The organism is Streptomyces sp. DSM 40750 (assembly GCF_024612035.1).
Classification (GTDB): domain Bacteria; phylum Actinomycetota; class Actinomycetes; order Streptomycetales; family Streptomycetaceae; genus Streptomyces.
Genome location: NZ_CP102513.1, coordinates 8,965,608 through 8,989,203 on the forward strand (window position 1 = coordinate 8,965,608; position 23,596 = coordinate 8,989,203).

1 protein-coding gene is annotated in these 23,596 nt (G+C 70.9%); it reads left to right on the forward strand.

All coding sequences use genetic code 11. The annotated features are described in order from the left end of the window. The first annotated feature begins 4 nt into the window (after positions 1 to 4). On the forward strand, positions 5 to 23,560 hold the full coding sequence (locus JIX55_RS39650; protein ID WP_257568041.1) for a type I polyketide synthase: 23,556 nt from the start codon (positions 5 to 7) through the stop codon (positions 23,558 to 23,560). Positions 23,561 to 23,596: the final 36 nt, after the last annotated feature.

Here is a 23,596-nt window from a genome sequence, read left to right on the forward strand (position 1 = left end):
ACTGATGGCTACGTCCTCCGAGAGAGTTGTCGAAGCGCTGCGCGCTTCTTTGCGGGAAAACGACCGCCTCAAGCTACAGAATCAGCGCCTGGTCGCGGCGTCGCGTGAGCCCATTGCCATTGTCGGGATGAGCTGTCGCTTTCCCGGAGGCGTGCACACCCCGGAGCAACTGTGGCAACTCGTCGTCGATGGCGTCGACGCCATCTCCGGGTTTCCGACGAATCGCGGCTGGGACGTCGAGGGGCTGTACCACCCGGACCCGGACAATCCGGGGACGAGTTACGCCCGAGAGGGCGGTTTCTGCTACGAGGCTGACGAGTTCGACCCGCAGTTCTTCGGAATATCTCCCCGTGAGGCTGTGGCGACCGATCCGCAGCAGCGGTTGGTGCTCGAAGCGTCATGGGAGGCGTTCGAGCGAACCGGCATCGACCCACTGTCTCTGCGTGGCAAGCCGGTCGGGGTTTTCGTCGGCACGAACGGTCAGGACTACTCGACTCATCTTCTCGAGGTCGAAGGCGGGCTTGAGGGCTATCTGACGGGTAGCGCGGTCAGCGTGGTGTCGGGGCGTATTTCCTACACCTTGGGTCTTGAGGGGCCCGCGGTGTCAGTGGACACGGCGTGTTCGGCGTCGCTGGTGGCGCTGCACCTGGCCGTGCAGGCGCTGCGTCAGGGCGAGTGCTCGCTGGCGCTGGCCGGTGGTGTGTCGGTGATGTCGACGCCGGGTGCCTTCGTGGAGTTCAGCCGGCAACGGGGGCTCGCCCCTGACGGGCGGTGCAAGCCGTTCGCGGACGCGGCGGATGGCACCGGCTGGTCCGAGGGCGTCGGCATGCTCCTCGTGGAGCGGCTGTCGGACGCGCGCAGGAACGGCCATCAGGTGCTGGCGGTCGTGCGTGGCTCGGCGGTGAACCAGGATGGTGCGTCGAACGGTCTGACGGCGCCGAACGGGCCGTCGCAGCAGCGGGTGATCCGTCAGGCGCTGGCGAGTGCGGGGCTGCCGGCGTCAGAGGTGGACGCGGTGGAGGCGCACGGTACGGGTACCACGTTGGGTGACCCGATCGAGGCGCAGGCGCTGCTGGCGACATATGGCAAGGAGCGGTCGGCGGACAGTCCGCTGTGGCTGGGTGCCATCAAGTCGAACATCGGCCATACCCAGGCCGCTGCTGGTGTCGCGGGTGTCATCAAGATGGTGATGGCGATGCGGCACGGTGTGCTGCCGAAGACGCTGCATGTGGATGAGCCGTCGCGGCAGGTGGACTGGTCCGCGGGTGAGGTGCGGTTGCTGACCGAGACCACCGCGTGGCCGGAGACGGACCGACCACGCCGGGCGGGTGTCTCCTCGTTCGGGGTGAGTGGGACCAACGCGCACACCATCATCGAGCAGGCTCCGGAAGCCGACCGTGATGGACGACCCGGGACGGTGGCCCCCGAGGCGGACCGGGCCGAGCGGTCCGTCGTCCTGCCGTGGCTGCTGTCCGGCAAGAGCGCGGCGGCGCTCGCCGCCCAGGCCGGTCGGCTCCACGCCCATCTGAGCGCCCACTCGGAGTCGGCGCTGACGGATGTCGGCTTCTCCCTGGCCACGACCCGATCGGCTTTCGAGCACCGCGCGGCCCTGGTCGCCGGGGACCGGGACGAGTTCCTGCGCGGCCTGAAGGCTCTGGCCACCGGCGAGAACACGGCTCAGGTCATTCAGGGCACGACACGGGTCGAGGACACCCTCGCGTTCTTGTTCTCGGGGCAGGGTGCGCAGCGTCTGGGTATGGGGCGGGAGTTGTACGAGGCGTTCCCGGTGTTCGCCCAGGCGTTGGACGGGGTGTGTGCGCATCTGGATGTGCTGCTGGAGCGTCCGCTGCGTGAGGTGATGTTCGCGGCGGAGGGCAGTGCGGATGCCGGGTTGCTGGATCAGACGGCGTTCACCCAGCCCGCGCTGTTCGCCATCGAGGTGGCGTTGTTCCGGCTGCTGGAGGACTGGGGTGTCACTCCGGATGTGGTGATCGGCCATTCGGTGGGTGAGGTCGCGGCGGCGTATGTGGCGGGGGTGTTCTCGCTGGAGGACGCGTGCACGCTGATCGCGGCGCGTGGCCGGCTGATGCAGGCGCTGCCCGAGGGTGGGGCGATGGTGGCCGTCGAGGCGTCGGAGGAGGAGATCGCGCCGTCGCTGGCCGGGCGTGGGGCCGAGGTGAGTATCGCGGCGGTCAACGGCCCGATGGCCGTGGTCATCGCCGGTGACGAGGAAGCGGCGTTGGAGATCGCCGGGGAGTGGGAGCGGCAGGGTCGTAAGACCCGCCGCCTGCGGGTCAGCCACGCGTTCCACTCGCCCCGTATGGACGCCATGCTGGACGACTTCCGCAAGGTCGTCGAGGGGCTCTCGTTCGCCCCGCCCTCCATCGATCTGGTCTCCAACGTGACCGGCGGGTTGGCCTCGGACGCCGAGGTGTGTTCGCCGGAGTACTGGGTGCGGCATGTGCGCCAGGCCGTGCGTTTCCTGGACGGAGTGCGGGCACTCCAGGGACAGGGCGTGACCACCCTCCTGGAGGTGGGTCCCGACGGTGTGCTCTCGGCGATGGCGCAGGACTGCTTGTCGGACCGGTCCGAGCCCGCCTCGGCGCCCGTGATCGTGCCGGGGCTGCGCAAGGACCGTTCTGAGGTCGTGGCCCTGACCACGGCGCTGGCCCGGCTGCATGTTCACGGGTCCGCCGTCGACTGGACCTCGGCCTTCGACGGTCTCGGGGCCCGCCGGGTCGACCTGCCGACCTACGCCTTCCAGCGTCGGCGCTACTGGGCCGAGAAGTCCGCCGATGCGGTCGGTGTCGATGTCGGCATCCGCCATGAGGTGGATGCGCGGTTCTGGCAGGCGGTGGAGCGGGAGGACCTCGCATCGCTCGCGAGGACGCTGGACTTCGAGGACGAGGCGTCGCTGGGCGTGGTGCTGCCCGCGCTGTCGGCGTACCGGCGCAGCAGCCGCGAGCAGTCGACGATCGATGGCTGGCGTTATCGGGTGTCGTGGAAGCCGGTCGCGGACGTGGCCGAGGGGTCGTTGTCGGGGACGTGGCTGGTGGTGGTTCCGGCGGCCCGTGCTGGGGACGAGCTGGTCTCGGGGGTTGTCGCCGGGCTTGAGCGGCATGGTGCGGGCGTGGTGTCGCTCGTGCTGGACGGGCGGGACCTGGACGGAGGCGTGCTGGCGGGGCGGCTGCGTGAGATGGCCGGGCAGACGCCTGAGCTGGGTGGTGTCCTGTCGCTGCTCGCCCTGGACGAGGAGCCCTGCCCGGGGTATCCGGCGCTGTCGGGTGGTTATGCGCGGAGCCTGGTGCTGGCGCAGGCGATGGTCGAGGCGGATGTTCCGGCCCGGTTGTGGTGCGGTACGCGTGGCGCGGTGTCGGTGGGGCGCTGGGATCGGCTGACCGGCGCGGTGCAGTCGCAGGTGTGGGGTCTGGGACGGGTCGTGGCGCTGGAGCACCCCGCGATATGGGGCGGTCTGGTGGACTTGCCCGAGTTGCTGGATGAGCGCGGTGCGGCGCGGCTGGCCGGTGTGCTGTCCGCCGGGAATGGCGAAGACCAGGTCGCGGTCCGTGGCTCGGGAGTGTTCGCCAGGCGTCTGGTGCGGGCTGAAGCCGGGGTTGGTGAGGGGGCGGAGCGGTCGTGGCGGGCGCGTGGCACGGTGTTGGTGACCGGTGGTACGGGTGCGCTGGGTGGCCGGGTGGCCGGTTGGCTGGCGCGCAGCGGTGTCGGGCATCTGGTGCTGGCCAGCCGTCGCGGCCTTGACGCGCCGGGCGCTGCCGAGCTGCGCGATGAGCTCGAGGTGCTGGGCGCGCGGGTGACCGTGGTGGCGTGTGATGTGACGGACCGTGACGCGTTGGCCGCTGTCCTTGCTGATGTTCCGGAGGAGTTTCCGCTCAGTGCGGTGTTCCATGCGGCGGGTGTGGAGCAGGCGGCCGAGCTGGCGGGGATGGGTCTGGCGGACGCGGCGGCGGTGGTGTCCGGGAAGGTGGCGGGTGCCGTCAACCTGGATGTGTTGCTGGGTGACCGTGAGCTGGACGCGTTCGTGGTGTTCTCGTCGATCTCCGGTGTGTGGGGCAGTGGTGGTCAGGCTGCTTATGGTGCGGCCAACGCCTGTCTGGATGCGTTGGTGGAGGATCGTCGGGCGCGGGGTCTTGCCGGTACCGCGGTGGCCTGGGGTCCCTGGGCCGGGGGCGGTATGGCGGCCGGTGACGGCGGCGAGCAGCTGGCGCGTCGTGGGTTGTCTTCGATGGCGCCGGGTCTGGCGGTCGCGGCGTTGCAGGGTGCGGTCGCGGGTGATGAGGGTGTGGTGACGGTCGCTGATGTGGACTGGGAGCGGTTCGCTCCCTCGTTCACGATCGGGCGGCCCAGCCCGTTGATCGGCGACCTGCCCGAGGTCCAGCGGGCGCTGGCTGACGCCGGAAACACCGAAGGCGCCGGTGTCGGCTCCGTACTGCGGGAGCGGTTGGCGGGGCTGACCGAGGCGGAGACCGACCGGGCCCTGCTCGACCTGGTGCGTGGCCACGCGGCCGCTGTTCTCGGCTTCGCGGGTGGGGAGGCGGTTGAGGCCGCGCGCGCGTTCAAGGAGCTGGGATTCGACTCGCTGACGGCGGTGGAGTTCCGTAACCGGCTGAACGCGGAGACCGGGCTGGTGTTGCCGGCGACGTTGGTCTTCGACTACCCGAGCGCCATGGTGCTGGCGGCGCATCTGCGTGCTGAGGTGCTGGGGACGCGGGGTGCGGTGGCGGCGCCGTCGGCGGTGGTGGCTCGGGTCGATGACGATCCGATCGCGATTGTCGGGATGAGCTGCCGCTTCCCGGGCGGGGTGCACAGCCCGGAGGACTTGTGGAACCTTGTCGCGGCCGGTGCGGACGCCATCGTGGACTTCCCCTCCGACCGTGGATGGGACGTGGACGGGATGTACGACCCCGACCCGGACCGCTCCGGCACGTTCTACGCCCGTGAGGGTGGGTTCCTCGACGGGGCGGGCGAGTTCGACGCCGGGTTCTTCGGGATCTCGCCGCGTGAGGCGCTGGCCATGGATCCGCAGCAGCGGCTGCTGCTGGAGACGTCGTGGGAGGTGTTCGAGCGGGCGGGCATCGCTCCCGCGTCGGTGCGGGGCAGCCAGATCGGGGTCTACGTGGGAGCCGCGACCTCCGGCTACGGAATGGGGCTGCACGAGATCCCCGAGGGGCTCGAAGGTCAGCTGCTGACCGGCAGTGCCACCTCCGTCATGTCGGGCCGTATCTCGTACACGTTCGGTCTCGAGGGGCCCGCGCTGACGGTGGACTCGGCGTGCTCGTCGTCGCTGGTGGCGCTGCATCAGGCCGCGCAGGCACTGCGCCAGGGCGAGTGCTCCATGGCGCTTGCCGGTGGCGTCACCGTGATGACCAGCCCGGCCGCCTTCGTCGAGTTCAGCCGTCAGCGCGGTCTGGCGCCCGATGGCCGGTGTAAGCCGTTCGCTGACGCGGCGGATGGCACGGGGTGGTCGGAGGGTGTGGGCATGCTGCTGGTGGAGCGGCTGTCGGACGCGCGCAGGAATGGCCATCAGGTGCTGGCGGTCGTGCGTGGTTCGGCGGTGAATCAGGATGGTGCGTCGAACGGTCTGACGGCGCCGAACGGTCCCTCGCAGCAGCGGGTCATCCGCCAGGCCCTGGCGAACGCCCGCCTGTCGGCTGCTGAGGTGGACGCGGTGGAGGCGCACGGCACCGGCACCATGCTCGGTGACCCGATTGAGGCGCAGGCGCTGCTCGCGACCTATGGACAGGAGCGGCCGGTGGGCCGGCCGTTGTGGCTGGGCGCGCTGAAGTCGAACATCGGGCACACGCAGGCCGCCGCGGGTGTGGCGGGTGTGATCAAGATGGTGATGGCGATGCGGCACGGTGTGCTGCCGAAGATGCTGCATGTGGATGAGCCGTCGCGTGAGGTGGACTGGTCGGCGGGTGAGGTGCGGTTGCTGACGGAGGCCACCGCGTGGCCGGAGACGGGCCGGCCGCGCCGGGCGGGTGTCTCCGCCTTCGGTGTGAGCGGCACCAACGCGCACACCATCATCGAGCAGGCCCCGGTGTACGAGGAGGCGGTGCGGAACGAGGCTCCCGCCGAGGACCTCGGCGTCCTTGCCTGGGCGCTCTCCGGCCGGAGCCCGGAAGCCCTGCGCGCCCAGGCCGAACGGCTGAGGTCGCGGCTGACGGAGCGCACCGAACTGGGCGCGCTGGATGTGGGCTACTCGCTGGTGGCGACGCGTTCGGCCCTCGAACACCGTGCGGTGGTCACGGGCACGGATCGCGCCGAACTGCTGCGGGGACTCGAAGCTGTCGCTGCCGGTGAGACCGCCCCCGGAGTGGTTCGGTCTGACGCGCGTACGTCGGGTTCGACCGCGTTCTTGTTCTCGGGGCAGGGTGCGCAGCGTCTGGGTATGGGGCGGGAGTTGTACGAGGCGTTCCCGGTGTTCGCCCAGGCGTTGGACGGGGTGTGTGCGCATCTGGATGTGCTGCTGGAGCGTCCGCTGCGTGAGGTGATGTTCGCGGCCGAGGGCAGTGCGGACGCCGGGTTGCTGGATCAGACGGCGTTCACCCAGCCCGCGCTGTTCGCCATCGAGGTGGCGCTGTTCCGGCTGCTGGAGGACTGGGGTGTCACTCCGGATGTGGTGATCGGCCACTCGGTGGGCGAGATCGCGGCGGCGTATGTGGCGGGGGTGTTCTCGCTGGAGGACGCGTGCACGCTGATCGCGGCGCGTGGCCGGCTGATGCAGGCGCTGCCCGAGGGTGGGGCGATGGTGGCCGTCGAGGCGCCGGAGGAGGAGATCGCGCCGTCGCTGGCCGGGCGTGGGGCCGAGGTGAGCATCGCCGCCGTCAACGGCCCGACCTCTGTGGTCATCGCCGGTGACGAGGCGGCGGTGGTGGAGATCGCCGGGCAGTGGGCGGCACAGGGCCGCAAGACCCGTCGGCTGAGGGTCAGTCATGCGTTCCACTCACCGCGTATGGACGCGATGCTGGACGACTTCCGTGACGTGGTCGCGGGCTTGTCCTTCCAGGCGCCGTCGATCTCCTTGGTCTCCAACCTCACGGGCACGTCGGCGGGCGTCGACGAGGTGTGCTCGCCGGAGTACTGGGTGCGCCACGTCCGCGAGGCCGTGCGGTTCGCGGACGGCGTGCGGGCGCTAGAGGCGCAGGGCGTGACGACCTTCGTGGAGGTGGGCCCCGTCGGTGTGCTCTCGGCGATGACGCGGGAGTGCCTGACGGCGGCCTCGGTCGTGGTGCCGGTGCTGCGCAAGGACCGCCCGGAGGCCCGGGCGTTGACGACGGCTCTGGCCGAACTCCACGTCCACGGCGTCACCGTCGACTGGGAACAGTTCTTCGCCGGACGCGGTGCGCGGAAGGTCGAGCTGCCGACGTACGCGTTCCAGCGGCAGCGCTACTGGCTGGAGGACAGCGGCGGTGCGTCGGGCGGCTCCGCCGCCGACAGTGTGGACTTGGTCGACGCCCGGTTCTGGGAAGCGGTCGAGCGCGAGGACTTGGAGGTTCTGGCCGAGGCGCTGGAGGTTGACGGGGAGGGTTCGCTGAGCGAGTTGCTGCCCGCGTTGTCGTCGTACCGGCGTCAGCAGCGTGAGCGGTCCATGGTCGACGGCTGGCGGTACCGGGTTTCCTGGAAGCCGGTCCCGGACATGACCAGCGGGTCTCTGGCGGGGACCTGGCTGGTGGTGGTGCCGGCCGGACTGGCGGAAAGCGACGTCACCACGTCGATCCGCCATGGATTGGAGAGGCACGGTGCCCGGGTGGTGTCGGTGGCGGTTGCCGCCGGCACCGACGCCGACGGGCTGGCCCGGGCGCTGCTCGGCGCGCTCGACGGCGAGTCCGAGATCGGTGTGTTGTCGTTGCTCGGCTTGGACGAGGAGCCCCTCGTCGAGGAGCCGGTGGTCGCGGCGGGACTCGCGCTCACTTTGCGGTTGGTGCAGGTCCTGGCCGGGTTGGACGTGGGCGTTCGGTTGTGGTGCGCCTCGCGGGGTGCGGTGTCGGTGGGGCGTTCGGACCGGCTCACCAGCCCGGTGCAGGCGGGGGTGTGGGGTCTTGGCCGGGTGGCGGCCCTGGAGCACCCTCGGATCTGGGGTGGCCTGGTTGATCTGCCCGGGACGCTGGACGAGCGTGCCGTGGGGCGGCTGGCCGGTGTGCTGTCCGCCGAGGGCGCCGAGGAGCAGGTGGCGGTGCGGGGTTCCGGTGTGTTCGTCCGGCGGTTGGCGCGTGTCGCGTCGTCGGGTGGCGGAGCCTGGCGGCCGACCGGCTCGGTTCTGGTGACCGGTGGTACGGGAGCGTTGGGCGCGCACGTGGCGCGCTGGGCGGTGCGCGAGGGCGCCGGACACGTGGTGCTGACAAGCCGTCGCGGCCCGGCGGCCGACGGTGCGCCCCAGCTGAAGGCGGAACTCGAGGCCATGGGTGCGCTGGTCTCCGTGGCCGCTTGTGACGTGGCCGACCGCGAGGCGCTCACCGAAGTGTTGGCGGGGATCCCCGAGGAGTTCCCCCTGCGCGGGGTGGTGCACGCGGCCGGTGTGCTGGACGACGGTGTGCTGGACGGCCTGTCCGTCGACCGGCTGGCCGGCGTGCTCGGCGCGAAGGTGTCGGGCGCCAGGCAGCTGCACGAGCTGACGGCACATCTGGACCTCGACGCGTTCGTGCTGTTCTCCTCGTTCGCCGGCGTCATGGGCGGCCCCGGACAGGGGGCCTACGCGGCGGCCAACGCCCACCTGGACGCGCTGGCGCAGCTGCGCCGGGCGCAGGGCCTGGCCGCCACCGCGGTCGCCTGGGGCCCGTGGGCCGACGGCGGCATGGCCGCGAGCGGCCGCGCCGGGGAGCGGATGCGCGGAGGGCCGCTGCCCCCCATGGCCCCGTCGCTGGCCGTGGCGGCGCTCGGTTGGGCTGTCGGCCATGACGAGGCCGCGCTGGTCGTGGCCGACATCGACTGGGCCGGCATGGCTTCGATGCTGAGCGCGGGCCCCAGCGCCTTCCTCAGTGACCTCCCCGAAGCGCGCATGTACCTGACCGGGGTCGGCGGCGAGGCCGAGGCGGAAGCTGTCACCTTCGCCCAGAAGCTCATCGGGCTGTCGGAGGCCGAGCGGAACCAGGCCGTCCTGGAACTGGTACAGGGCCACGCGGCCGCCGTGCTCGGCCACGCTTCGGCCCGGTCGATCGAGCCCGGCCGGGCCTTCCGCGACCTCGGGTTCGACTCCCTCACGGCGGTCGAGCTGCGCAACCGGCTGGACATCGCGACCGGTCTGCGCCTGCCGGCCACGCTGGTCTTCGACTATCCGAGCGCCGCCGAACTGGCCGACTACCTGGACGCCGAGGCGTTCGGCTCCGCCCAGCCGGCCGTGGCCGCGGCCGAGCCGCAAGCCGTTGCCGTGGCCCATGACCCGATCGCGATCGTGGCGATGAGTTGCCGCTTCCCCGGTGGCGTCGAGACCCCGCAGGAGCTGTGGCGGCTGCTGGCCGAGGGCGGGGACGCCATCTCCGGGTTCCCCGGCGACCGTGGCTGGGACGTCGAGGGTATGTACGACCCGGACCCCGAGCAGCCGGGCACGTTCTACGCCCGTGAGGGGGGTTTCCTCTACGGTGCCCCGGAATTCGACGCGAAGTTCTTCGGGATCTCGCCGCGTGAGGCGCTGGCGATGGATCCGCAGCAGCGGCTGCTGCTGGAGACCTCGTGGGAGGCGTTCGAGCACGCCGGTATCGCCCCCGAGTCGCTGCGGGGCACGCGGGCGGGTGTGTTCGTCGGAACGAACGGCCAGGACTACGCCGGACTATGGCTGGACGCGCAGGGTGACCTCGAGGGCCACCTGGGTACGGGCAGCGCGGCCAGTGTGGTGTCGGGCCGTATCTCGTACACGTTCGGTCTCGAGGGGCCGGCGATGACGGTGGACACGGCGTGTTCGTCGTCGCTGGTGGCTCTGCACCTCGCGGTACAGGCGCTGCGTCAGGGTGAGTGTGACCTGGCGTTGGCCGGTGGTGTGTCGGTGATGTCGACGCCGGGCGCGTTCGTGGAGTTCAGTCGTCAGCGGGGGCTGGCGCCCGATGGCCGGTGCAAGCCGTTCGCGGAGGGTGCGGATGGCACGGGGTGGTCCGAGGGTGTGGGCATGCTGCTGGTGGAGCGGCTGTCGGACGCGCGCAGGAACGGCCATCAGGTGCTGGCGATCGTGCGCGGCTCGGCGGTGAATCAGGACGGTGCGTCCAACGGTCTGACGGCGCCGAACGGCCCGTCGCAGCAGCGGGTGATCCGGCAGGCTCTGGCGAACGCCCGCTTGTCGGCTGCTGAGGTGGACGCGGTGGAGGCGCACGGCACCGGCACCATGCTCGGTGACCCGATTGAGGCGCAGGCGCTGCTGGCCACCTACGGCCAGGACCGCCCCGAGGGCCGGCCGCTGCTGCTGGGCGCCGTCAAGTCGAACATCGGCCATACCCAGGCCGCCGCGGGTGTCGCCGGTGTGATCAAGATGGTGATGGCGATGCGGCACGGTGTGCTGCCGAAGACCCTGCACCTCGACGAGCCTTCGCCACACGTGGACTGGACGGAGGGCGACGTCGAGCTGCTGGCCGAGGCCAGGCCGTGGCCCGAGACCGGGCATCCGCGCCGGGCGGGTGTGTCGGCGTTCGGTATGAGCGGGACCAACGTGCACACCATCATCGAGCAGGCTCCTGACCTGGAAGAGGCCGTGGCCCGGGAGCCGTCCGGGCCCGAGACGCCGGTGTCGGCGGCTGTGGTGCCGTGGCTGGTTTCCGGGAAGAGCCGGGAGGCGTTGCGGGCGCAGGCCGAGCGGCTGCATGCGCATGTGGCCGCCCGGGCCGACCTCGGTGCGCTGGACGTGGGGTACTCGCTGGCGGCCAGGACGGTGTTCGAGCACCGGGCGGTGCTGGTGGGCGAGGACCGGGAAACCCTTCTGCGAGGTCTCGATGCCGTGGCCGGGCACGGGATCGCTCCCGGCGTCGTCCAAGGGCATGCCGTACTGGGTGGCAAGACGGCGTTCTTGTTCTCGGGGCAGGGTGCGCAGCGTCTGGGTATGGGGCGGGAGTTGTACGAGGCGTTCCCGGTGTTCGCCCAGGCGTTGGACGGGGTGTGTGCGCATCTGGATGTGCTGCTGGAGCGTCCGCTGCGTGAGGTGATGTTCGCGGCGGAGGGCAGTGCGGATGCCGGGTTGCTGGATCAGACGGCGTTCACCCAGCCCGCCCTCTTCGCGGTCGAGGTGGCGTTGTTCCGGCTGCTGGAGGACTGGGGCGTGACCCCGGATGTGGTGATCGGCCATTCGGTGGGTGAGGTCGCGGCGGCCCATGTGGCGGGGGTGTTCTCGCTGGAGGACGCGTGCACGCTGATCGCGGCGCGTGGCCGTCTGATGCAGGCGCTGCCCGAGGGTGGGGCGATGGTGGCCGTCGAGGCGTCGGAGGAGGAGATCGCGCCGTCGCTGGCCGGGCGTGGGGCCGAGGTGAGCATCGCGGCGGTCAACGGCCCGATGGCTGTGGTCGTCGCCGGTGACGAGGAAGCGGCGTTGGAGATCGCCGGGGAGTGGGAGCGGCAGGGTCGTAAGGTCCGTCAGCTGCGGGTCAGCCACGGGTTCCACTCGCCCCGTATGGACGCCATGCTGGACGACTTCCGCAGCATGATCTCCGGCCTGTCCTTCCAGGCGCCGTCCATCGATCTGGTCTCCAACGTGACCGGCGGGTTGGCCTCGGACGCCGAGGTGTGTTCGCCGGAGTACTGGGTGCGGCATGTGCGCCAGGCCGTGCGTTTCCTGGACGGAGTGCGGGCACTCCAGGGACAGGGCGTGACCACCCTCCTGGAGGTGGGTCCCGACGGTGTGCTCTCGGCGATGGCGCGGGACTGCCTGACGGAGGACCAGGCCGCGGCCTCGGCCGTGGTGCCGGTGCTGCGCAAGGACCGGCCCGAGGCCCGGGCGTTGACGATGGCGCTGGCCGAACTCCACGTCCATGGAGCCTCGGTGGAGTGGGAGTCCGTATTCGCCGGGCGCGGTGCGCGGATGGTGGAGCTGCCCGCGTACGCGTTCCAGCGTGAGCGGTACTGGCCCGAGGTGTCCCTCTCCCTGCGTGGCTGGGACGCGCCGGGCGCTGTGGATTCGGTGGATGCGCGGTTCTGGGAAGCGGTCGAGCGCGAGGATCTCGAAGCGCTCGCCGAGGCGCTCGACGTCGACGGCGAAACGCCGCTGAGCGCGGTCCTGCCCGTGCTGTCCGCGTATCACCGCACCAGGCGTGACCAGTCCACGATCGACGGTTGGCGTTATCGGGTGGTGTGGAAGCCGGTCGTGGATGTGGCCGGTGGGTCGTTGTCGGGGACGTGGCTGGTGGTGGTTCCGGCGGCCCGTGCCGAGGACGAGCTGGTGGCGGAGGTCGCCTCCGGACTCGAACGGCACGGCGCGGGTGTGGTGTCGCTGGTGGTGGATGAGCGGGACCTGGACGCCGAGGTGCTGGGGGAGCGGCTGCGTGAGGTGGTCGCCGATGCGCCCGCGCTCAGTGGTGTGTTGTCTCTGCTCGCCCTGGACGAGGAGCCCTGCCCGAGGTTCCCCGCGCTGTCCGGCGGCTTCGCTTCCACGCTGACGCTGGTGCAGGCGTTGGCGAACGCGGGCATCGAGGCTTCGCTGTGGTGCGGTACGCGCGGCGCCGTGTCGGTGGGGCGTTCGGACCGGCTCACCAGCCCGACGCAGGCGATGGTGTGGGCGCTGGGCCGGGTGGCCGCGCTGGAGCTGCCGCAGCTGTGGGGCGGTCTGGTCGACCTGCCCGAGTCTCTGGACGAGCGTGCGATCGCCCGGCTGGCCGGTGTGCTGGCCGCCGAGGCCGCCGAGGCCGCCGAGGCCACCGAGACCAGCGAAGACCAGGTGGCGGTGCGTGGTTCGGGTGTGTTCGCACGCCGCCTGACCCGTTCGGCCGCGCCGGCGACCGACGGAACGACGTGGCGGGCGCGTGGCACGGTGTTGGTGACCGGTGGCACGGGTGCGCTCGGCGGCCAGGTGGCCCGCTGGCTGGTGCGCAACGGCGCCGAGCACCTGGTGCTGACCAGCCGTCGGGGCGTCGAGGCTCCGGGCGCGTCCGAGCTGTGCGGGGAACTCGAGGCCCTGGGCGCGCGGGTGACCGTGGCGGGGTGTGATGTGGCCGACCGAGAGCAGCTGGCTGGGGTGTTGGACGCGGTGCCGGAGGAGTTTCCGCTCAGTGCGGTGTTCCATGCGGCGGGTGTGGAGCAGGCGGCCGAGCTGGCGGGGATGGGTCTGGCGGACGCGGCGGCGGTGGTGTCCGGGAAGGTGGCGGGTGCCGTCAACCTGGATGTGTTGCTGGGTGACCGTGAGCTGGACGCGTTCGTGGTGTTCTCGTCGATCTCCGGTGTGTGGGGCAGTGGTGGTCAGGCTGCTTATGGTGCGGCCAACGCCTGTCTGGATGCGTTGGTGGAGGATCGTCGGGCGCGGGGTCTTGCCGGTACCGCGGTGGCCTGGGGTCCCTGGGCCGGGGGCGGTATGGCGGCCGGTGACGGCGGTGATCAGTTGGCGCGCCGTGGCCTGGCCTCGATGGCGCCGGGTCTGGCGGTCGCCGCGTTGCAGGGTGCGGTCGCGGGTGATGAGGGTGTGGTGACGGTCGCCGATGTGGACTGGGAGCGGTTCGCTCCCTCGTTCACGATCGGGCGGCCCAGCCCGTTGATCGGCGACCTGCCCGAGGTCCAGCGGGCGCTGGCTGACGCCGGAAACACCGAAGGCGCCGGTGTCGGCTCCGTACTGCGGGAGCGGTTGGCGGGGCTGACCGAGGCGGAGACCGACCGGGCCCTGCTCGACCTGGTGCGTGGCCACGCGGCCGCTGTTCTCGGCTTCGCGGGTGCGGAGGCGGTCGAGCCCGCGCGCGCGTTCAAGGAGCTGGGATTCGACTCGCTGACGGCGGTGGAGTTCCGCAACCGGCTGAACGCGGAGACCGGGCTGGCACTGTCGGCGACGCTGGTCTTCGACTACCCGAGCGCCATGGTGCTGGCGGGTCATCTGCGTGCCGAGCTGCTGGGCACGCAGGGCGCGGTGGCCGCGCCGGTAGCGACGCCATCTGCGGTCGATGACGATCCGATCGCGATTGTCGGGATGAGCTGCCGCTTCCCGGGCGGGGTGCACAGCCCGGAGGACTTGTGGAACCTTGTCGCGGCCGGTGCGGACGCCATCGTGGACTTCCCGTCCGATCGTGGGTGGGACGTGGACGGGATGTACGACCCGGACCCCGGGCGCTTGGGCACGTTCTACGCCCGTGAGGGTGGGTTCCTCGACGGGGCGGGCGAGTTCGACGCCGGGTTCTTCGGGATCTCGCCGCGTGAGGCGCTCGCGATGGATCCGCAGCAGCGGCTGCTGCTGGAGACGTCGTGGGAGGTGTTCGAGCGGGCCGGTATCGACCCCGCGTCCGTGCGCGGCAGCCAGATCGGCGTGTTCGTGGGGGCCGCCGCCTCGGGCTACGGGTCCGGTTCCAGCGAGCTGGCCGAGGCGCTGGAAGGTCAGCTGCTGACGGGTAACGCGACATCGGTCGTGTCCGGTCGTATCTCCTACACCTTGGGTCTTGAGGGGCCCGCGCTGACGGTGGACACCGCGTGCTCGTCGTCGCTGGTCGCCCTCCATCAGGCCGCGCAGGCACTGCGCCAGGGCGAGTGCTCCATGGCGCTTGCCGGTGGCGTCACCGTGATGACCAGCCCGGCCGCCTTCGTCGAGTTCAGCCGACAACGCGGACTTGCCCCCGATGGCCGGTGTAAGCCGTTCGCTGACGCGGCGGATGGCACGGGGTGGTCGGAGGGTGTGGGCATGCTGCTGGTGGAGCGGCTGTCGGACGCGCGGCGCAATGGCCATCAGGTGCTGGCGGTCGTGCGTGGTTCGGCGGTGAACCAGGATGGTGCGTCGAACGGTCTGACGGCGCCGAACGGTCCCTCGCAGCAGCGGGTCATCCGCCAGGCCCTGGCGAACGCCCGCCTGTCGGCTGCTGAGGTGGACGCGGTGGAGGCGCACGGCACCGGCACCATGCTCGGTGACCCGATTGAGGCGCAGGCGCTGCTCGCGACCTATGGACAGGAGCGGCCGGTGGGCCGGCCGTTGTGGCTGGGCGCGCTGAAGTCGAACATCGGGCACACGCAGGCCGCCGCGGGTGTGGCGGGTGTGATCAAGATGGTGATGGCGATGCGGCACGGTGTGCTGCCGAAGACACTGCACGTCGATGAGCCGTCGCGTGAGGTGGACTGGTCGGCGGGTGAGGTGCGGTTGCTGACGGAGGCCACCGCGTGGCCCGAGACGGGCCGGCCGCGCCGGGCCGGTGTCTCCGCCTTCGGCGTGAGCGGCACCAACGCGCACACCATCATCGAACAGGCACCGGTGTACGAGGAGGAGGCGGAGTCCGCCCCGGCGGCTCCCGCCGACGATCAGGGCGTGACCCCCTGGGTGCTCTCCGCCCGGAGCCCGGAAGCCCTCCGTGACCAGGCCGAGCGGCTGCGCGCCCACCTGCTCGAAGGGGCCGAGCCCGGCGTTCTGGACATCGCCGAATCGCTGGTCGCCACGCGATCGGCGTTCGAGCACCGCGCGGTGCTGCTGGGAACCGAACGCGAGACGTTGCTGCGCGGCCTGGAGACCGTCGCCGCGGGCGACGACGCCCCCGGCATCGTCCAGGGACAGGCGGCCCCGGGCGGAAAGACCGCGTTCCTGTTCACCGGTCAGGGTGCGCAGCGTCTGGGTATGGGGCGGGAGTTGTACGAGGCGTTCCCGGTGTTCGCCCGCGCCCTGGACGGGGTGTGTGCGCATCTGGATGTGCTGCTGGAGCGTCCGCTGCGTGAGGTGATGTTCGCGGTCGAGGGCAGTGCGGATGTCGGGTTGCTGGATCAGACGGCGTTCACTCAGCCCGCCCTCTTCGCCGTCGAGGTGGCGCTGTTCCGGCTGCTGGAGGACTGGGGTGTCACTCCGGATGTGGTGATCGGCCACTCGGTGGGCGAGATCGCGGCGGCCCATGTGGCGGGGGTGTTCTCGCTGGAGGACGCGTGCACGCTGATCGCGGCGCGTGGCCGGCTGATGCAGGCCCTGCCGGCCGGTGGGGCGATGGTGGCCGTCGAGGCGCCGGAGGAGGAGATCGCGCCGTCGCTGGCCGGGCGTGGGGCCGAGGTGAGCATCGCGGCGGTCAACGGCCCGACCTCTGTGGTCATCGCCGGTGACGAGGCGGCGGTGGTGGAGATCGCCGGGCAGTGGGCGGCACAGGGCCGCAAGACCCGTCGGCTGCGGGTCAGTCATGCGTTCCACTCACCGCGCATGGACGCGATGCTGGACGACTTCCGCGCGGTCGCGGGGACGCTCACCTACCACGGCCCGTCCATCGCGTTCATCTCGAATGTCACGGGTGAGCAGGCGGGCGTCGACGAGGTGTGCTCGCCGGAGTACTGGGTGCGGCATGTGCGGGAGACCGTCCGTTTCCTCGACGGGGTGCGGACCCTCGAAGCGCAGGGCGTCACCGCGTACATCGAGGTGGGCCCCGTCGGTGTGCTCTCGGCGATGACGCGGGAGTGCCTGACGGCGGCCTCGGTCGTGGTGCCGGTGCTGCGCAAGGACCGCCCGGAGGCCCGGGCGTTGACGACGGCTCTGGCCGAACTCCACGTCCACGGCGTCACCGTCGACTGGGAACAGTTCTTCGCCGGACGCGGTGCGCGGAAGGTCGAGCTGCCGACGTACGCGTTCCAGCGGCAGCGCTACTGGCTGGAGGACAGCGGCGGTGCGTCGGGCGGCTCAGCCGCCGACAGTGTGGACTTGGTCGACGCCCGGTTCTGGGAAGCGGTCGAGCGCGAGGACTTGGAGGTTCTGGCCGAGGCGCTGGAGGTTGACGGGGAGGGTTCGCTGAGCGAGTTGCTGCCCGCGTTGTCGTCGTACCGGCGTCAGCAGCGTGAGCGGTCCATGGTCGACGGCTGGCGGTACCGGGTTTCCTGGAAGCCGGTCCCGGACATGACCAGCGGGTCTCTGGCGGGGACCTGGCTGGTGGTGGTGCCGGCCGGACTGGCGGAAAGCGACGTCACCACGTCGATCCGCCATGGATTGGAGAGTCACGGTGCCCGGGTGGTGTCGGTGGCGGTTGCCGCCGGCACCGACGCCGACGGGCTGGCCCGGGCGCTGCTCGGCGCGCTCGACGGCGAGTCCGAGATCGGTGTGTTGTCGTTGCTCGGCTTGGACGAGGAGCCCCTCGTCGAGGAGCCGGTGGTCGCGGCGGGACTCGCGCTCACTTTGCGGTTGGTGCAGGCCCTGGCCGGGTTGGACGTGGGCGTTCGGTTGTGGTGCGCCTCGCGGGGTGCGGTGTCGGTGGGGCGTTCGGACCGGCTCACCAGCCCGGTGCAGGCGGGGGTGTGGGGTCTTGGCCGGGTGGCGGCCCTGGAGCACCCTCGGATCTGGGGTGGCCTGGTTGATCTGCCCGGGACGCTGGACGAGCGTGCCGTGGGGCGGCTGGCCGGTGTGCTGTCCGCCGAGGGCGCCGAGGAGCAGGTGGCGGTGCGGGGTTCCGGTGTGTTCGTCCGGCGGTTGGCGCGTGTCGCGTCGTCGGGTGGCGGAGCCTGGCGGCCGACCGGCTCGGTTCTGGTGACCGGTGGTACGGGAGCGTTGGGCGCGCACGTGGCGCGCTGGGCGGTGCGCGAGGGCGCCGGACACGTGGTGCTGACAAGCCGTCGCGGCCCGGCGGCCGAAGGCGCTGCCGAGCTCACGGCGGAACTTGAAGAAATGGGCGCCGAGGTGACCGTGGCGGCCTGCGACGCCGCCGACCGCGATGCCCTCGCCGCGGTGCTGGCCGCCATCCCGGAGCGGTATCCGCTCAGCGCGGTCGTGCACGCGGCGGGCATTCTGGACGACGGTGTGCTGGGCGGCCTGTCCGTCGACCGGCTGGCCGGGACGCTGGCCGCGAAAGTCGAGGGCGCGCGGCACCTGCACGAGCTGACTGCGGAACTGTCACTCGACGCGTTCGTGCTGTTCTCGTCGTTCGCCGGCGTCATGGGCGGCCCCGGACAGGGGGCCTACGCGGCGGCCAACGCTCACTTGGACGCGCTGGCGCAGCTGCGCCGGGCGCAGGGCCTGGCCGCCACCGCGGTCGCCTGGGGCCCGTGGGCCGACGGCGGCATGGCCGCGAGCGGCCGCGCCGGGGAGCGGATGCGCGGAGGGCCGCTGCCCCCCATGGCTCCGTCGCTGGCCGTGGCGGCGCTCGGTTGGGCCGTGGGCCATGACGAGGCTTCGCTGGTCGTGGCGGACGTCGACTGGGAGCGCCTGGCCTCGGCACATGCCGCGTCCGGCGGCGGCGCCCTCATCAGCGACCTTCCCGAAGCGCGTGAGCTCCTGACCGCTGTGGCCGGGACCACCGGTCGGCCGGCACCGGGCCACGACCTGCGGGACCAGCTGGCCGGACGGTCGGACGAGGAGCAGCGCCTCCTCCTGCTGGACCTCATCCGCACTCACGCGGCCTCGGTGCTCGGCCACTTCTCGGCGGAGTCCGTCGAGCAGGGCCGTGCTTTCCGGGACCTCGGGTTCGACTCCCTCACCGCCATCGAGCTGCGCAACCGGCTCGACCTGGCCACCGGTCTGCGCCTGCCCGCGACTCTCGTCTTCGACTACCCGACCGCCGAGGTGCTCGCCGACTATCTGTGGCAGGAGCTGGGCGGGGTCACCGCCGAAGCGGCCACCTCGGCGGTGGCGCACCGGGCGCGGCCGGATGACGGCGACCCGATTGCGATCGTGGCGATGAGTTGCCGGTTCCCCGGGGATGTGCACACACCGGAGGAGCTGTGGCGGCTGCTGGCCGAGGGCGGGGACGCCATCTCCGGGTTCCCCGGCGACCGTGGCTGGGACGTCGAGGGTATGTACGACCCGGACCCCGAGCAGCCGGGCACGTTCTACGCCCGTGAGGGGGGTTTCCTCTACGGTGCCCCGGAATTCGACGCGAAGTTCTTCGGGATCTCGCCGCGTGAGGCGCTGGCGATGGATCCGCAGCAGCGGCTGCTGCTGGAGACGTCGTGGGAGGCGTTCGAACACGCCGGTATCGCCCCGGAGTCGCTGCGGGGCAGCCGGACCGGTGTGTTTGTGGGCACCAACGGCCAGGACTACTCCACGCTCATGCTCGACGCCTCCGAGGACTTCGGTGGCCATGTGGGTACGGGCAGCGCGGCCAGTGTGGTGTCGGGCCGTATCTCGTACACGTTCGGTCTCGAGGGGCCGGCGATGACGGTGGACACGGCGTGTTCGTCGTCGCTGGTGGCTCTGCACCTCGCGGTACAGGCGCTGCGTCAGGGTGAGTGTGACCTGGCGTTGGCCGGTGGTGTGTCGGTGATGTCGACGCCGGGCGCGTTCGTGGAGTTCAGTCGTCAGCGGGGGCTGGCGCCCGATGGCCGGTGCAAGCCGTTCGCTGACGCGGCGGATGGCACGGGGTGGTCGGAGGGTGTGGGCATGCTGCTGGTGGAGCGGCTGTCGGACGCGCGCAGGAACGGCCATCAGGTGCTGGCGGTCGTGCGCGGCTCGGCGGTGAACCAGGATGGTGCGTCGAACGGTCTGACGGCGCCGAACGGGCCGTCGCAGCAGCGGGTCATCCGCCAGGCGCTGGCCAGCGCGGGGCTGTCGTCTGCTGAGGTGGACGCGGTGGAGGCGCACGGCACCGGCACCATGCTCGGAGACCCGATTGAGGCGCAGGCGCTGCTGGCCACCTACGGCCAGGAGCGGCCGGTGGGCCGCCCGCTGTGGCTGGGTGCCATCAAGTCCAACATCGGGCACACGCAGGCCGCCGCGGGTGTGGCGGGTGTGATCAAGATGGTGATGGCGATGCGGCACGGTGTGCTGCCGAAGATGCTGCATGTGGATGAGCCGTCGCGGCAGGTGGACTGGTCGGCGGGTGAGGTGCGGTTGCTGACGGAGGCCACCGCGTGGCCGGAGACGGGCCGGCCGCGCCGGGCCGGTGTCTCCGCCTTCGGTGTGAGCGGCACCAACGCGCACACCATCATCGAGCAGGCTCCTGACCTGGAAGAGGCCGTGGCCCGGGAGCCGTCCGGGCCCGAGACGCCGGTGTCGGCGGCTGTGGTGCCGTGGCTGGTTTCCGGGAAGAGCCGGGAGGCGTTGCGGGCGCAGGCCGAGCGGCTCGCCGCGCATGTGGCCGCCCGGGCCGACCTCGGTGCGCTGGACGTGGGGTACTCGCTGGCGACCCGCTCGATGTTCGAGCACCGGGCCGTGCTGATCGGCGAGGACCGGGAAACCCTTCTGCGAGGTCTCGATGCCGTGGCCGGGCACGGGATCGCTCCCGGCGTCGTCCAAGGGCATGCCGTACTGGGTGGCAAGACGGCGTTCCTGTTCTCGGGTCAGGGTGCGCAACGCCTGGGCATGGGGCGGGAGTTGTACGAGGCGTTCCCGGTGTTCGCCCAGGCGTTGGACGAGGTGTGCGCGCACCTCGATGTGCTGCTGGACCGTCCGCTGCGTGAGGTGATGTTCGCGGCCGAGGGCAGTACGGATGCCGGGTTGCTGGATCAGACGGCGTTCACCCAGCCCGCCCTCTTCGCGGTCGAGGTGGCGTTGTTCCGGCTGCTGGAGGACTGGGGCGTGACCCCGGATGTGGTGATCGGCCACTCGGTGGGCGAGATCGCGGCGGCCCATGTGGCGGGGGCGTTCTCGCTGGAGGACGCGTGCACGCTGATCGCGGCCCGTGGCCGGCTGATGCAGGCGCTGCCCGAAGGCGGCGCCATGGTGGCCATCCAGGCATCCGAGGAGGAGGTCGCCGCCTCACTCGCGGGCCGTGAGCACGAGGTGAACATCGCCGCGGTCAACGGGCCGTCGGCGGTGGTGATCGCGGGCCATGCGGCCGCAGTGCATGAGGTGGCGGCCACATGGAAGGCGAGCGGGACAAAGACTAGGTGTTTGCGGGTCTCACATGCGTTTCACTCTTGTCTCATGGACAGTGTGTTGGACGCGTTCGGCCATGTGGTCCGCGAGGTCTCTTTTGAACCGCCGACCATGGCGCTGGTGTCCAATGTCACCGGTGGCCTGGTATCGGAGGAGGAGACGTGTTCTCCGGATTATTGGGTTCGACATGTGCGTGAGGCGGTGCGGTTCGCGGATGGGATGTCTTCGCTCAAGGCGTTGGGTGTGACCAGGTTCTTGGAAGTGGGTCCTGACAGTGTGCTCACCGCGATGGCTCAGGACTGTCTCGCGGAAAGCGCCGAAGACACCTCAGCGGCAATGCTGGTTCCTGTGCTGCGCAAGCAGCGCCCCGAAGCAGGGGCGTTGATGACGGCGCTGGCCGAATTGCACGCGCACGGTGCCTCGGTGAACTGGGAATCGGTATTCGCCGGGCGCGGCGCCGGCAAGGTGGAGCTTCCCACCTACGCGTTTCAGCGTGAGCGGTTCTGGCCGGAGATGTCCGCGACCGGACGTGTTCGCGATGCCGGTTCGGCCGCCGCGGATTCGGTGGATGCGCGGTTCTGGGAAGCGGTCGAGCGCGAGGATCTCGAAGCGCTCGCCGAGGCGCTCGACGTCGACGGCGAAACGCCGCTGAGCGCGGTCCTGCCCGCGCTGTCCGCATATCACCGGAGCAATCGCGACCAGTCCACGATCGACGGTTGGCGTTATCGGGTGGTGTGGAAGCCGGTCGCGGACGTGACCGGTGGATCGCTGTCGGGGACGTGGCTGGTGGTGGTTCCGGCGGCCCGTGCCGAGGACGAGCTGGTGGCGGAGATCGTCTCCGGACTCGAACGGCACGGCGCGGGTGTGGTGTCGCTGGTGGTGGATGAGCGGCACCTTGACCCCGAGGTGCTGGGGGAGCGGCTGCGTGAGGTGGCCGCGCTCAGTGGTGTGGTGTCGCTGCTCGCCCTGGACGAGGAGCCCTGCCCGAGGTTCCCCGCGCTGTCCGGCGGCTTCGCTTCCACGCTGACGCTGGTGCAGGCGTTGGTGGAGATGGGTGCCGACGCCCCACTGTGGTGTGCCTCGCGGGGTGCCGTGTCGGTGGGGCGTTCGGATCGGCTCGCTGGTGTGGTGCAGTCGCAGGTGTGGGGCCTGGGCCGGGTCGTGGGGCTGGAGCACTCGGCGGTGTGGGGTGGTCTGGTGGATCTGCCCAAGGTGTTGGACGAGCGCGCGGTGGGCCGGTTGGTGGGCGTGCTGTCCGCCGACGGTGATGAGGACCAGGTGGCGGTGCGTGGTTCGGGGGTGTTCGTTCGACGCCTGGTGCGAGCTGAAGCCGGGGTTGGTGAGGGGGCGGAGCGGTCGTGGCGGGCGCGTGGCACGGTGTTGGTGACCGGTGGTACGGGTGCGCTGGGCGGTGAGGTGGCGCGTTGGTTGGTGCGCAGTGGTGCTGAGCATCTGGTGTTGACCAGTCGTCGGGGCGTGGAGGCTCCGGGTGCGCCCGAGCTGTGCGGGGAACTTGAAGCGCTGGGTGCTCGGGTGACGGTGGTGGCCTGTGATGTGGCCGACCGAGAGCAGCTGGCTGGGGTGTTGGACGCGGTGCCGGAGGAGTTTCCGCTCAGTGCGGTGTTCCATGCGGCGGGTGTGGAGCAGGCGGCCGAGCTGGCGGGGATGGGTCTGGCGGACGCGGCGGCGGTGGTGTCCGGGAAGGTGGCGGGTGCCGTCAACCTGGATGTGTTGCTGGGTGACCGTGAGCTGGACGCGTTCGTGGTGTTCTCGTCGATCTCCGGTGTGTGGGGCAGTGGTGGTCAGGCTGCTTATGGTGCGGCCAACGCCTGTCTGGATGCGTTGGTGGAGGATCGTCGGGCGCGGGGTCTTGCCGGTACCGCGGTGGCCTGGGGTCCCTGGGCCGGGGGCGGTATGGCGGCCGGTGACGGCGGCGAGCAGCTGGCGCGTCGTGGGTTGTCTTCGATGGCGCCGGGTCTGGCGGTCGCGGCGTTGCAGGGTGCGGTCGCGGGTGATGAGGGTGTGGTGACGGTCGCTGATGTGGACTGGGAGCGGTTCGCTCCCTCGTTCACGATCGGGCGGCCCAGCCCGCTCATCGGCGACCTGCCCGAGGTCATATCGGCCCTTGAGCAGGCCCGTGCCGCCGAGGAGAGTCACGCGGAGGGCGGATCACGACTGAGGGAACGGCTCTTCGCGCTGGCTCCGGGTGAGCGGGAGCGCGCCGTGCTCGACCTGGTACGCGCTCACGCGGCCGCGGTTCTCGGATTCTCAGGTATGGAGGGTGTGGAATCCGACCGCGCCTTCAAAGAATTGGGATTCGACTCGCTCACGGCGGTAGAATTCCGAAACCGGCTGAACGCGGACACGGGTCTGCGGCTGCCCACCACACTGGTCTTCGACTATCCCAATGCAAGGGCACTCGCAGAATACGTACGAGTGGGCGTGCTCCCCGACGAGGGGACTTCCGCCACTCCGCTGATCGCGGATCTGGAAAAACTCGAGGCATCAATCTCTACGGCCGATCCGGACAATTCCGAGCGAATGGCCATCGCATCCCGACTCCAGGTTCTCCTAGCCAAGCTGAACGGTGGCGAGGGCGCAGCGACGGACGCTGAGAGCATTACGCAGCGACTTGGCGACGCGTCGGATGACGACCTCTTCGATTTCATCGAGAACGAGCTCAGCTAAGTGTGATCGCTGACGCGTGGCTCTCTGGCCTCCTTT

Bases quoted from the DNA above. Each gene is read 5' to 3' on its own strand.
- JIX55_RS39650 (WP_257568041.1), top strand. From the start codon at position 5: ATGGCTACGTCCTCCGAGAGAGTTGTCGAAGCGCTGCGCGCTTCTTTG.